5 protein-coding genes are annotated in these 15,426 nt (G+C 43.1%); all 5 read right to left on the bottom strand.

All coding sequences use genetic code 11. The annotated features are described in order from the left end of the window. Nucleotides 1-490 (bottom strand): condensation domain-containing protein (locus L1070_RS19885; RefSeq protein ID WP_237126872.1); only part of this gene is annotated, 490 nt, incomplete at its 3' end. Next, a complete protein-coding gene (locus L1070_RS19880; protein ID WP_237126871.1) occupies nucleotides 487-8,670 on the bottom strand; it encodes a non-ribosomal peptide synthetase in 8,184 nt (2,727 codons plus the stop codon). The genes L1070_RS19885 and L1070_RS19880, both read right to left, overlap by 4 nt. A 95-nt stretch (nucleotides 8,671-8,765) precedes the next feature. Continuing rightward, nucleotides 8,766-9,749 (bottom strand): TauD/TfdA family dioxygenase, encoded by a 984-nt coding sequence (locus tag L1070_RS19875; protein WP_237126870.1) that lies wholly within the window; start codon nucleotides 9,747-9,749, stop codon nucleotides 8,766-8,768. A 51-nt stretch (nucleotides 9,750-9,800) separates the two neighbouring features. Further along, nucleotides 9,801-11,261, bottom strand: a complete 1,461-nt coding sequence (locus tag L1070_RS19870) for a hypothetical protein (protein WP_237126869.1) — start codon at nucleotides 11,259-11,261, stop codon at nucleotides 9,801-9,803. A gap of 64 nt (nucleotides 11,262-11,325) precedes the next feature. Beyond that, a partial coding sequence (locus L1070_RS19865; RefSeq protein WP_237126868.1) for an amino acid adenylation domain-containing protein occupies nucleotides 11,326-15,426 on the bottom strand: 4,101 nt, incomplete at its 5' end.

Here is a 15,426-nt window from a genome sequence, read left to right as displayed (position 1 = left end):
CACTCAGCGCGCGAACATCTTCAACCTGAATATCAAACGTAATCTCAGACATCGGGCGAATACGTTGCATCGCTTCGCCATCCACATCTACATATACCGTTCTTAGCACTTCATGGCGCGTGAGAATACTTTCAAACACCTGTTTTATCAGGCCTAAGTCAAGTACTCCAGAGATTTTAAATACTTTGGGGATGTTATATTCCGCTGAACTCCCCTTTAGCTTATCCGTCAACCACAGCCGTTTTTGGGAGAAGCTGAGCGGGTGATTAACATCATCTTTAGCACGAATGTGGGCCTGAATAGGCGCACATTCGTGACTGGTTTGAATGTCTCGTAAAAATGCAAGCAACTCTTCCTTATTTTCTTTCAATGCCGCTTTCAATTGCGCTGTTAATGTGCCTTTCGGTGCTTTTATATTTAGCTGGCCATCTTTTTCAGTTAATTCTATACCTTGCGCTTTTAGCGTATTAAACAGCTTAACGATGGTCATAATGAAAGCTCCTCGTACTCTTCTTCTTGTGTTGTGCTCGTGCTTGGTGTGTCTGTTTGATCTGTAAGTGTCTGCAATAATTCCGACATATCTGATAGCGTCTGCGTATTAAAAAACGCTTTCATAGGGAGCTTTACTGCTAACTGGTGTTGAATTTTGGATATCAGCTGGGTGGCTAATAGCGAATGACCGCCTAGCTCAAAAAAGTTGTCGTTCATGCTAATTGCAGAGACGTCTTTGCCTAAAACGTCAGCCCATATTGCAGCAAGTCCATACTCCATATCGGTACTCGGTGCTATGTATTGAGTATGAGAACCAAGCTCTATATTAATAGCTCCCAAGCGGCGCTGATCTACTTTCCCGTTTATGGTGAGAGGTATCACGTCGATTTCAGTCAGTACCGCAGGTTGCATGTAATCAGGCAAGCAACTTTGTAACCGCGCTTTGATGCTTCCTTGTAAAGTCTGTGATGATACTTCCGATGGGTTCCTTGCAACATAGTACGCAACCAAATATTTACTACCGTTGTGCTCTTTGACCAAAACAGCACTGTCTTTAACTTGCGAATGGCCATTGATCTGCGCTTCAACTTCTCCCAGTTCAATTCTGAACCCTCGAATCTTAACCTGCGTATCGATACGCCCTAAATAGTCCAAAGAACCATCTTCGAGCCAACAAGCCAAGTCTCCTGTTCTGTACATGATAGGCTTTTCATTTTCCAAATCCGTGATAAACGGGCATGCAACAAAACGTTCCTCCGTCAATTCAGCGCGATTAAGATAACCTTTGGCAACGCCTCCCCCCCATACATAAAGCTCCCCGGGAACTCCAACAGGTGCCAGCTCGCCGCGATGATCTAACACTACCACGCCCAGATCACTTAAAGGCTTACCAATCACGCTACTTGCATTTGCCTGTTCAATATCGCTACAGAAAATTTTCCGATACGTCACATGCACAGTGGTTTCAGTAATACCATACATATTGATCAACTCAGGGCTTTGATCTGAGTGTCGCTCAGTCCAAGGCACAAGAGAGGCAAGATTGAGCGCTTCACCACCAAATATGACATAGCGTAATGAAAGCGGTGTGTTATTTCTCGAATCTACGTTAATAAACGCTTTGAAAGCACTAGGTGTTTGATTAAGTACCGTTACTTTTTGCTCGGCAACGAAATGGTAAAAGTCCTCTGTCGAGCGAGCTACATCAGATGGGACTATGACCAAACGGCCGCCGTAATACAATGCTCCCCATATTTCCCATACTGAGAAATCAAACGCATAAGAGTGAAACAGCGCCCACGTGTCCGCCTCTGTAAATTTAAAGTTTTCATCTGTACTTACAAACAGGCGGTATACATTTTGATGGGTTACCATCACCCCTTTTGGCTTTCCTGTGCTTCCTGAGGTGTAGATCACATATGCCAAATGCTCTGGCTTGACCTCATAGCGAAGAGACACTCGTTCGCTTTGCTGCCTTTTCGCATATTCGTCCACCAGTGACCATTGCGTGTCTAACGCAAGTACTTGCGTGTCGCAGTCTGTCAATGCGCTTAGATGATGCCGTAAAGACCCTTGGGTCAGCACAATATGTGCCTGGCTATCACTGAGTATGTGCGAAATTCGCTCGTCTGGATTAGCTGGGTCCATCGGCACATAGGCACCTCCTGAGAGTAAAATCCCCATAATCCCCACTAGCATATCGGGTGATCTATCAATATATAAACCGACTAGCGTATCAGGCTTCACCCCTTGTGCTTGTATATACATCGCCAGCGCATAACTTCTATCATAAAGCTGTTGATAGCTTAGCGTTTCATGCTCGTATACGAGAGCAATCTTATTCGGGTCACGAGCCACTTGCTCGATAAAGCACTGATGCATGCACTTACCCTGTGCAAAATGCTTTTTCAGGCTACCCAGCTCCAACAATTTTTGCTTTTGCGATTCACTCACTAAATTCAGAGTGTTTACGGTTTGCGTAGGCTTAGCCAACAGTTGTAACGTGATGCCTTCAAACTGTTCCATCAATTGCTTAATGGAATTTGAATTGAAATAGCATGCGTTCCAAGTCAACGAAATGGAAAGCTGTTTAGATAGCACTCCCTTTAGAGTGAGCGGGTAGTTCGGGCTATCTTCTCCAGAAATCCCCTTAATCTGCTCCTGGGCTGTTATGATTTCTTCTACTGGATAGTTTTCATACACAAACAGTGTTTGGAAAAAGTCATCATTCGTTTTTATCCCAAGGGTATTTTGCACAGCGGTCAATGGTGTTGACTCATAACTTAATTTAGCTAACTCGCGTGTTTGCATTTGCTTTAACTGCGCAAGCAAACTGGATGCTGGGTCAAATGTAATACACGTTGGAGTTGTATTAATGCATAGACCAACTAATTGATCGATATGCTGAATATGACCAATGCCGGCTCGTCCAGAACTAACGCTACCAAATGTCACACTGTTTTTACCACTATGAAGATGCAACAACGTACCCCATACGAATTGCAACACGGTATTCATTGTCAATCTATGTGTTTTATTAAGCTGCTCAAGTTGTGCCGTTGTTTCTTTTGAGAAGCTGAAACTCGCGGTGTTGAAAGCACTGCGTGGTGTCTGGTTTTGCCTGTTTAGGTGCTGTAGTGGCAAAGGGGTTTTCTCTTCAAAATGACTCAGATAATCTCGCCAATAAAGACTTTCTTTTTCTTGTTCACGCGATAGTAATGCTTTTACATAGCTGCCGTAGCGCGCAGTGACAGGCAGTTGATAATCAGTCCCGTGCAACAACGATTGATAGAGCTCGAACAAATTCGAGAAAACAATATTTTTCGCCCAGCCATCCATCACAATATGGTGCAGTTCAAAGAGCAAATAACTAGATTCAGCGCCTTTAAACACACTTAACCGCGTCAAAGGGGAGGCATCAATTTTAATCCCAGACAGCTTATTTTGCTGCTGTGTTTGTTCACATATCTGTTTCAGTTCCTGATCTGATTGCTCAGGTAAATCATATTCCTCAATATGTATATTGACCTGTTTTAGAATAACCTGAAGCGCAGTATTCATGTCAGTCACATCATGATTTAACACTAACATACGCAATGCATCATAATGATGAACAATTTGTGCCCATGCGCGTTGCAACACATCCACATCAACACGGCCATGAATACCAATCACTGATTGTGTGAGGTAAACCCCCATATTGCCTTCTTCATGGGCGAGCTGTGTTTCGAATAAAATACCCGACTGTAAAGGGGTCAACGGATAAATATCCTGAATATTATCTAATGCAACATGCTGTTTGCTCTGTAAATTGTGTGTGATGTCGTCCACTTGCGCCGACGACGCCGATAACAGTGCAAAGTCACTTGGCGTAAAACCTAAGCGAGGTGTATCTTGGCAATGCTCGACTAAGGCCTCAAGTACAGCAACAAAATTATCCTGCCATTGAGCAATTTTGTGCGTTTGCCACTGTGATGGATATTGGAAGGTAAATGTCAGTTGTTCAAATGATACTGAACCGTTAACTGTTACAGCAGATTTCGCACTACGCTGCTTAGAAACTGTGTCACCAAAAGCATTTTTGCTAAGCGAAACATGTTGATTTCCTTTACTACTATCGCCTGCGCTAGTGTCCCCCAAAAAGTTAAACACGACTTGGCCATGGGAAATGTTTTTAAGCGTTTCATGTTCATTCACATAGCGAAAAATACCATAACCAACCCCCTTGTTTGGCACACTGTGCAGTGCCGTTTTAACATCCTTAATACACTGGCCTAACTTGTCAGGCTGCGAAAGCGCAAAATGAACAGGATAGATACTGGTAAACCAACCTAAAGTTTTTGTAATATCAATGTCTGAATTTAGTATTTCACGACCATGACCTTCCAAGTCTACGACCAAATTAGAGTTGCCCGTTGCATGATAATAGCTTGTAACTAACGCCGTTAACAACAAGTCATTGATATTCGTGCCGTAAGCTTGATGGCAGTGTTTGAGCAACTTCTCGGTACACTGTTTTGATAATTGCACTTGTGCCGATTTCATCTCACAGAGTTGGAAAGTTTTGGCTGGCAAAGCATTATCAGTGAAAAAGTCAGGCGTACTCAGCGCATTTTCGCTTTTTGCCAACCAATATTGCAGGTCTGCTTGGCCTTGTTCTGTGTCAATATATCCAGCCAGCGATTCAACCCAATCTCGATAAGAACTTCCCTTGTTCTCTAGAGTCAGCTCATCGCCCGTAGCACTGTGTGTAAGTAGGCGATTAAAGTCTTCAAATAAAATACGCCAAGATACACCATCCACCGCTAGATGGTGAATGATAATAGCCAGTTGATCACGTCCGTTACCGTTTGCATCAAACCAAACCCATCTCATGATGGGGCCGTTTTGAAGGTCTAAACTGGCTTGCCACTGATTACACACAGTTTCCACATGAGCTGGTACTTGCTCAAGTGCAAGTGCTGAAATGTCACTACGATGAATACCCACAAGCTGCTCAGGCAAAATGTCATCATCTAGGCCGAGGTAATATTGCTGCCATTGCTGCTCTTCTTTTACAAACCTTAATCGCAACGCATCATGTTGTTTAACCAAGGTGGTAGCCAAGCGGTGTAACACGGTTTCGTCAAGCTGAATGTTTACATCTAACAACACCGCTTGGTTATAATGGTGTATGTCCGTATCGCCAAATTCGAAGAATCGTTTTTGGATAGGACTCAACGCAACATCCCCCTCAAGGCTCCCTTCTTCTTTGCTGATATGCTTCGCTTGATTAACATCGCAATTTTCCACAAGCTCTTGAATGCTTTGATAGTCAAACATGTCATTGGCATCAAAATGCATCTCGTACTTTGACGCCGCATAGACAATCTGGATGATCTTGATTGAATCTCCGCCGAGTTCGAAAAAGTTATCATTGATACCCACTTTATCTTCTTCAAGATTAAGGACATCAGCCCAAATTGCAGCCAGTTGTTTTTCCATTTCATTACGCGGCGCAACATAGCTCACACTTGATTCAACAGTAACATCCAGATTTACCAACGCTCGACGATCTACTTTACCACTTGGTGTTAAAGGCATAGACTCAAGGCTTACAAACGTCGCTGGCAACATATAATCAGGCAAACTTTGCTGTAGCCATGTACGCAATACATCATTTCCTAACTCTACCACGCGCCCTTTTGTGGTCTCTTTTGCCACGTAATATGCGACTAATTTCTTTTGGTTGTCCTGCTCAGCCACAATTACCGCACTTTCTTTAACACTCGCGTATTGATTTAGCTGCGCTTCGATCTCCCCAACTTCTATTCTAAAACCACGGATTTTAACCTGTGTATCTGCACGCCCTAAGTACTCAATATTGCCATCGTCTAACCAGCGCACTAAGTCTCCGGTTTTATACATACGTGCATAGCGCGCGTCACCCTGCGCAAACGGATTTGGAAGAAACGCACTTGCTGTTAAGTCAGGACGATTCCAGTAGCCTCGAGCAACCCCATCACCTGCGATATACAGTTCACCGGGCACACCGGTAGGCACTAGATTTTTATTGGCATCAAGAACATACAGACGTGTATTTGATAGTGGCTTACCTAGAGTAATGGTCGATATTTTGTCGCTTAGCAACGCATCCGTTGAGAGCTTTGAAATTGTTGTTTCTGTCGGTCCATAATTGTTATACACCTTACATTGAGGCTGAACATAGTTGACCACTTCAACCATTTCTTTACTCAATGGTTCACCCGCAAAAATAAGCACTTTGGCAGGCGCCACTATTTCCGTTTCTGACATTTTGAACATTTCAAAATGCGATGGCGTTATCTTCATACAATCTATTTGATGATTATCAAGATAATGTTTCAGCCGCATTGGATTGTTAACGTAGTCATTGGAGAACAACACCAGAGTTTTGCTAAAGATAAGCGGAACAAATAGCGAGATGTTGCCAAGATCAGCAGAGAATGTAGACACAGCACCAAAGGTGTCACAAGTATCTAAACCAAGTTTGGCATACACACTGTAGCAATAATCAACCACCATCCGATGCTCAATCATTACGCCCTTTGGACGACCCGTCGAACCAGAGGTGTAAATCACATAAGCTAGGTTGTTTGCTTTTACATCCTCAATGAGCCTCACTTGGTCACGCATAAGCTGTTGCGCAGAGTCATGAATATCAGGCCACTGTTTATCTAAGGTGATGATGCTTGTTGCATCATTTGCCAGACTTGTTAGCTTATCTTGCAAATTAGCCTGTGTGAGAATAATGTCAACTTGGCTGTCTTCAAGCATGTAGTTTAATCGCTCATTGGGCAGGTCGGGGTCTAGCGGTAAATACGCCGCCCCCGCTTTCAATATTGCCAATATAGCGACCATCATATCGCATGATCTATGTACACATAGCCCGACTAAGGTATCAGGCTTAACACCTAATGATTGCAGGTATAAAGCCAATGCATAACTTTTTTCGTTGAGCTGTTGATGTGTTAATACTTCACCGTCAAATACCACGGCTTGTTTGTCAGCATGGTGTTCAACATGTGCTTCAAACAACTGGTGAATACACACTTCTTTGGGGTACTCAGCTTGTGTTTGGTTATACTCAATGAGCAACTGCTGCGTTTGCGTATCACTGATGTATGCTAACGTACTTATCGCAGCATCTGGCGCTGCTAGTAGCGCTCGACACATGGCCTCAAAGTGCTCAGCTAAGCGTGCCATTGTCTGTGGTTTAAATAAAGATGTCTTATAGGCAAGATGTCCATGTATCTGTGTATCTTGCTCTGTAAAAGACAGTGTAAAGTCCAGCTTACTGGTATCGATATCAATTGGGTAACTGTGAATATTCGCTGCCAGCTGCTCTTTTCGCTCATTATGTAGACCGATCATTATCTGGAATATCGGGTTGATCGACGCACTACGCTGCGGTTGTACTACATCGACAATTTTTTCAAACGGCGTGTCTTGATGCTTGTAAGCCTCTAAACATGTTGTTTTAACTTGCCTGAGCAGTGTATTAAACGAGGTTTGAGCATTGACTTGGTTACGAATTGCCAGCGTGTTAATAAACAAGCCAATCAAGCCATTGATATCAGCAGAGTGTCTATTTGCGATAGGGCTACCAACGCAAATATCTTCTTGTCCAGTATAGCGGTATAACAAAGCGTTAAACGCAGCAACCAAAACCATGTAGAGCGTACAACCATTGCTCTCAGCCATTGTTTTTAAAGCTTTGCTAAGCTGTTCATTCAAAACAAACCGATGCGAATCACCGACAACCGTACGCACACCTTGCCTTGGGTAGTCGGTGGTTAAAGTCAGTGACTCACAAACGCCTTCTAGTTTTTTACTCCAATAAGCGAGCTGCTTATCGAGCACGCCTTCTTCTATCAGCCACTTTCTTTGCCATACACTATAATCCACATACTGAATGTCTAGCTTGGGTAAAGCTGGACTTTGACCCAGTTGAAAGCACTGCATTAGATGCCCCAGTTCCTTGATCATAACGCCCATTGACCAACCATCACTGATGATATGGTGTTTAGTCACCATCAATACATGCGCATCATCGTCGAGCTTGAACAACTTCGCTCTGATCAAAGGGCCCGTGCTTAAATCAAAAGGGGTTGTCGCTTCACTCTGGCAAAGTAATTGAACTTGTTGATGACGTGCTTGTTCCTGTTCAATTTGGCTCAGGTCAACTTGCTCTAACTTAAAGTTGCTATGTTGCAAAATGACTTGTTGGCCTTTGCCCTCAACACTTTCAAAGACAGTTCTAAGGTTTTCATGACGATCAATCAGCGCGTTAAAGGCTTGCTCTAAGTGGGTAACATTGAGCTCACCACTGATAGATACCGCCACAGGAAGACTATAACTTGTGCCACCAGGTTCGAGTTGATCCATGAACCACAGTCGCTCTTGTGCAAAGCTTAAAGGGAATCTATTTAAAAGCTGGCCATCTTCGCCAACTCTGGCAACAGGAACAATTGGCGGCGTATCACTTTTTTGTGACCTCTGACTTAAAAATTCGATTATTTCTTCTTTTCTAGCAATAATTTGCTCTCGAACTTCATCTGTCCAAGCACCTTTTGCCGCTTTATATTTCAGCTGTCCATTATCTTGCCAAAGTTTAATGCCTCTAGCACTTACCTCATTAATAAACTTTGCAATAGTCATTATATTTCCTTTTAAAACTCTTTTTGTTTACAGAGATATTCTGTTTCTAATTATTATTGTCTGTCTTAAGCGTTGCTTGCTGTTGATGGGTCCTATCAGGACATCGCAACCAGAATCTTTCTTGGGCCAGAATATGCTGCACGTCCATGCGACATCAACATGTTATCAATGAGCAAAACATCCCCCTCTTGCCAAGGGAAATAAATTGTTTGCGCCTTAAACGCCTCTCTAACACTTGCTAAAATAGCATCGTCAATAGGACTACCGTCACCGAAACAGGCGTGCGTGGGACATTGATCTAGCTTGCCGCTATACATATGCATCAGAGCTTCATAAAACTTTGCAGGATGATTGGATGGATGAAACTGATCAGCTTGATTGAACCAAACCTTCTCTTTTGTAATTGGGTGCTCTGCAATACCTGCACCAATTTGCGTGGTTCTAAGACTACCGTTCTTATTCCACTGAAAGTCAACGTTTGATCTTTTACAGATCTCCGATACTTCATCACGGTCATTCGATTCAAAAGTATCTTGCCATGAAGGCCCTAGCCCCCTTCCACCGTGAAGATTGCGTATATACATCACTTTGCGCGTTTCAAACAAATCGATAGTCGCGGGGTCAAGTAACTCTAGGACTTTTCGACCATCTGCAATTAAGGTATTACCATCAGCATTAGGTGCGGTAATACAACAAAAAAACAGTTGCGATGGCCATTGCTCGGCATATGACAACTCGTTATGTAGAGAAATGAATTGATCCGCTGCGTATTCAGTCGAGGTGTAGATCCCTTTAGACATTTTCGTTCTAGGTGAATTTCCACCCACATAATCCAACAAAGAGGCTTCTTTGAAATGCTCTAAAAACTTGTCAAACCTAAGTACTGTATTGACGTCGAAATTTCTAAATAAAATCGCACCATGGGTTAACAGTTTCTCTTTCAATAGCTCTGCATTGTCAGCCTTCCAGTCGAGTAATTCGCTAAATGCGTCCTGTTCTTGATTGTTATTATTTTGCTGCCTTTCAACTAAAAATGGTGAATTGGCTTGTTTACAATAAACATCTGTTGCTACTGACATATTTTACTCCTTGCAACCACCTTATAGTGGTATCTTAAAACTCTTGCTATGCTATGCGTTTAATTGTGGGTAGTCGCTATTAACTAGCTCAGTGTCATCTGAGATATAAGCTTGCTGGTTTGTTACAAAGTTTGACAATGACTGGTCTTGTCCATCTATTCGCCGAATTTCAGTGGGAGCGGCAGGCACACTCATTTCAGCAACCTTCTTCCATGTTCCAGCTTCATAAAAATGAACATGCCCTGGGATATAACGACGGTATACTCGTGTCTGGAAACAAGAATCTCCGACGACGCAGTATTTATTATCTAAAGCAATCCCTCTGGGCATAAAGCTGCCAACGTTAAATACCTCCCCCTTATCACTGACGACACGCCCACCAAATGAATCACACACAAGATAGCTGTTGTCATCATTTGAAAATACGATGTTATGGGCCATACCCGCGTCAATAAAGAAGCGTTTTTGAACTTGAAATAATTTATCTACAACGACAATTTCACTTTGCTTCAAACCGCTGTTATGTAGCAGCAACCAAATAGTGCCGTCTGGATGAGCGCACAATGAGTTTAGGTGTGGGCCACTAAACGCCTCTTGTTGTGTCATTTCACCTAGTGGGCTGAAAGATTCTTCAATACGAGAAACTGCTGCATCAGTACGTAAAATTTTGCCATTTTGGCAATCTACAATGTATAAGTGGTCGCCAATAAAGTCGATTTGGTGACACGCCGCGTGTAACTCTGAGACACACACACTACAACGTAAAATTTTTGTTTTCTCTGCGTTTAGTTCCAGTTTTAAGATACGTCCTTTGTTTTGTTTGCGATGGTTTACCCCGGCATTTTGAAAACAATACAAATGACCATCAGGCCCCACTGTAACGCCGTAGAAACTACCTCTTAGCACCTTTTTATAACCGTGTGCATTCAGTACATAAAGCCCTTCTCTAGAGGCCATGATGTAAGGGTAGCCTTCGATATCCCCTTTAAGATAAGAAACCTTGCGATACGTATGCTCGTATAAGTCCAACGCCTTGGCACGATGCAAGCGGCTGTAAAAGTTCACGGCAAAACCGATGAAGTTCCCTAGGCGAATCAATTCATTCTTTAACGCTCTGATATTCTTTTTTGGTTGCGGTAAATCACTTAATTCTCTGAGTAATCCTAATCGGTTACCTTCTGGATCTGACTGTTCGCACATGTCACGGTGCAAAACATGCCGCCCTTGGACAGCTACTAAGTTTTTAGTTGGTACGCTTTGCTCTCCTGCAACACTGTGCCACTCACTGTCTTTGACTAAGCCTATACGTATTCCCGATTCAGACACTGCACTTTGTGTCATTGATGATTTGTCGTGAATAATCCACATAGGCTCGCAATCACGACTAATAAACATGCGGTTAGGAAATTGCTTTTCATCGAACTTTACACCTAATAGCTTTGTATAATAAGCAACGGTTTCATCCACTTTGTCCGAAAATAATTCGATATTACCAATTGAAAAGTCTGTCATTATTATTATTCCTTTGTAGGTTCCTATCTTCATTGAGCGGATAGGAACTGACTTTTTATAATTGTTATAATGTGCCTTCTTCGAATTCACATTCCTCGAGGTTTTCCTCAGAATCCTGCAACATCCCCTGAGCGGCCATAAGTTCTTGCGCGATATCACTCACCGTTGGGGAATCAAAAAGCACATGTAATGGCAAATCGAGATCGAGGTTCTGAGCTACTTTAGAGACTAGCAATACAGCAAGTAGCGAGTGCCCACCTAATTCAAAGAAGCTGTCATTTACACCAATTTTATCTGCGCTGATCTCCAATATTTCGGCCCAAATATCGACCAATTGCTGTTCCATTTCATTACGAGGCGCGACATACATTTGTGTTGATTCCAACGTGACATCCATACGCTCTAAAGCCAGGCGGTTAACCTTGCCGTTAAGCGTCAGTGGAATCGTTTCTAAGCACACATATGTTGCTGGCAGCATATACTCAGGCAAGGTTTGCAGTATGTGTGCTTTGAAACCGTCATGACTTGGCTCATTCTCAGCAGATTCTTGCAGCGTGTAGAAGGCGATCAGTTGCTTATTCGCCCCATCTCCTTGTACTACCACTGCACTGTCTTTCACGTCTGGGTAGCGGTTCAGGCACGTTTCTATCTCACCCGGTTCAATTCGGAATCCACGTACCTTAACTTGACGGTCCACACGCCCTAAGAACTCAATGTTGCCATCTTCCAACCAGCGTACTTTGTCGCCCGTTCTGTACATTCGCTCGCCGTCAACAAATGGGTTAGCTACAAACTTTTCTTGGCTAAGTTCTGGTTGATTCAAATAGCCTCGTGCAACGCCATGACCTGCAATGTACAATTCACCGGGTACGCCGACAGGCTGTATCATCTGGTTTTCATCGAGCACATAGAGCTGAGTATTATTTAATGGCTTACCCAAAGGTATTGTACAAAGCTGACGGCCAACTAAAGCATCCGAGGAAAGCTTAGAAATGGTGGTCTCTGTCGGACCATAGTTGTTATACACCTCAACCGCTGGATTAAGATCATTAACCAGCTCAACCATCGGCTTAGTCAATGGCTCACCTGCAAAAATCAATACCTTAGATACATTAATAATTTCCGTATCGGACACTTTAAACATTTCAAAGTGTGACGGTGTGATCTTCATACAATCAATCGGGTGAGCTGCAATATACTTGTGTAGTTCAATTGGGTTTTTAATGAAATCGTTACAGAACAAATGTAACGTCTTGCTAAATAAAATCGGCACAAACAAGGCAATATTGCCAAGATCCGAAGAGAATGTAGAAACTGACGCAAAAGTATTACAACGCGCCAGCGCCATTTTTTGCACAACCCCATAACAATAGTCAATCACCATCCGGTGCTCAATCATGACCCCTTTTGGTTTACCTGTAGAGCCGGAAGTATAAATAACATAGGCAAGGTTATTTGGCCTGACCTCTTCTTTTAGTACCGGTTGTTCACGTTCAACCTGAGCGCGCTGCTCAGCGGGTAATCGACCCTTGTCGTCCAATACAATAATGCGTGTATCATGTGATACCAAAGCTTGAAGTTTGTCGACAAAACTCGCCTGCGTAATAACTAGCTTCGTTTGTGAGTCTTGTAACATATATGACAGCCGATCTTCAGGGTAATCAGGATCCAGCGGCACATACGCTCCGCCAGCTTGGAAAATCCCCAACATCCCAATCATCATACCCAATGATCGCCCAACACATAGTCCAACCAAGTTATCTGGTTTCACGCCTTGTAATTGCAGATACAAGGCGAGCTCTAGAGCGTATTGATGCAATTGCTGCGACGTAAGCTGTTTATTTTCGGCAATTCCGCCAACAAGTTGCGCTTCTACTAACGCTAGGTGCTCAGGGTGTGTCGCCGCCTGTTGAGCAAATATCTGATGAATACAAAGCGTTTGAGGGTAATCAACAACCGTCTGGTTATTATCATGGATCAACAGCTGCTTTTCTGCATTACTCACATATTCAAGTTTACTGAGTGGCGCGTTAGGTGCGTTTATAATTGCACGGCACAAGCTCACAAAGTGCTCAGCCATTCTTTCGATAGTCTCTGGTTTATACAAAGCTGTTTTGTACTCAATCACACCTTTAAGTCCAGTAGGAGACTCTTCGAATGTCACCACCTGATCAAACTTACTAAAGTTATAGTCCAGTGGATAAGTACGAATGTTATGAGCAAGCGTTTGGGTTGATGCATTTTGTAAGATAAATACAATTTGGAATAGCGCACTGACACTGGTGTTACGCTCAGGCTGAACAAGGTCAACCACTTGTTCAAAAGGACTGTCCTGATTTTCATAAGCTTCTAGACACGTTGTTTTCACTTGGTCTAACAAGGCGTAAAAAGATGCTTCTGCGTCAACCTGATTTCTAAGTGCAATATGATTGACAAACATACCGATAAGGCTTTGTGTCTCAGCATATTGACGGTTAGCAATTGGACTGCCCAAACAAATATCTTCTTGTCCAGTATAGCGATACAAGAGGGTGTTAAATGCTGCCAATAATGTCATGTACAACGTACAGCCTTGCTGATCAGCCAATGACTTAAGTTGTGAAGACAATTCGCTTCCAAGCTCAAAACTATATCTTGTGCCCGCTGACACTTGTACATTTGGCCTCGGGTAGTCTGTGGCCAAGTCTAGACACTCTGGCACACCGGCAAGCTTGTTTTGCCAATAATCGAGTTGTTGCTCCAGTAGCCCGTCTTCTTGTAATCGCTTTCTTTGCCATACACTGTAATCCACATATTGTATCGGCAATGGCTCTAAACTAGGCTCCTTGCCTTGCTGTAAGCTATCCATAATCGTGCCAAGCTCTTTGATCATAAGCTCTATTGACCAGCCATCTGTGATGATATGGTGCATCACTAACACAAGAATATGTTGCTCATCAGAGAGCTTCAACAACATGCCTCTGAACAACGGGCCTTTCGCCAAATCAAACGGCTTTTCGGCTTCTATTTGACATAGCTCTTTGGCTTGCTGATGGCGTAGTTCATCACTATCTACCTGACTTAAATCAGTAGTGTGCAGTGCAAACTCTAATGCATCCAATACAATTTGTTGAGCGACACCATTGTTATCTGGGAAGATAGACCGCAAGATCTCATGACGCGCTATGATAAGGTTAAATGCGCGTTGCAAATCTGCTGCGTTCAATTCTCCATCGATCACTACCGCGTTAGGTACGTTATAAACAGCACTATCTGGAGCAAATTGATCAACAAACCATAGTCGTTCTTGAGAAAAACTCAGCGGAAATGCCGTGACCGGACTGCCATTTTCAAGTACGCGACTCGTTGTATTAATCGCTTGAACTGAAGTGCGTTGATCTGCCTCTTCACCTTTAACTGCCACTAAGCAATCGAGCTTATTGGCAATACTTTGTATGGTTGGCTCCCTAAACAACTGCTCAAAGTTCAGTTTTAGGTTAAAGGCGCTCTTAATCTTGGCCATCATACGCATAACGAGTAAAGAGTTACCCCCTAACTCGAAGAAACTGGTCGTCGCACAGATTTTATCTTCGTCAATTCCTAACAATTCTGACCAAATACTGGCCATGGCTTTTTCTGTGTGAGTTTCAGGCAGCGTATATAAATCAGCATAGTGCCCACTTTGTGGTTCTGGCAGCGCCATTTGGTCAATTTTACCGTTCGGTGTCAAAGGCCAACTTTCCAGTAGTACGTAAATATCTGGCACCATATAATCTGGTAGATACAGAGTTAAGGTTTGCTTGATGCTATTGATAAGCTTTGCTTGCTCAACTTGGGCACTCGTTACTGAACGTTGCACGTATGCAACCAGTTGCTTGGTTCCTGCAATCTCTTTGGCTAGCACGAACGCAGATTCTACGTCGTCACATAAACCCAACTGCGCTTCAATCTCACCAATTTCAATCCTAAACCCGCGGATCTTAACTTGGTTGTCTATTCGTCCTAGGTACTCTAACTCACCATTATCCAACCAGCGTACTAAGTCTCCCGTTTTATACATCCGTCTACCATGCTGTGACTGCGCATCATAAAATGGGTTATCTAAAAACTTCTCAGCACTTAACGCTTCACGTCGATAATACCCTCTGGCCAGCCCTTCTCCCGATAAGTACAACTCTCCCATCAC

This window comes from Pseudoalteromonas sp. MMG022, from assembly GCF_021654245.1.
GTDB lineage: Bacteria > Pseudomonadota > Gammaproteobacteria > Enterobacterales > Alteromonadaceae > Pseudoalteromonas > Pseudoalteromonas amylolytica.
This window is presented reverse-complemented; position numbering and strand designations above follow the sequence as displayed.

Excerpts from the sequence above, each read along its gene's own strand:
- L1070_RS19870 (WP_237126869.1), bottom strand. The coding sequence starts at position 11,261 with ATGACAGACTTTTCAATTGGTAATATCGAATTATTTTCGGACAAAGTG.
- L1070_RS19880 (WP_237126871.1), bottom strand. The coding sequence starts at position 8,670 with ATGACTATTGCAAAGTTTATTAATGAGGTAAGTGCTAGAGGCATTAAA.
- L1070_RS19875 (WP_237126870.1), bottom strand. The coding sequence starts at position 9,749 with ATGTCAGTAGCAACAGATGTTTATTGTAAACAAGCCAATTCACCATTT.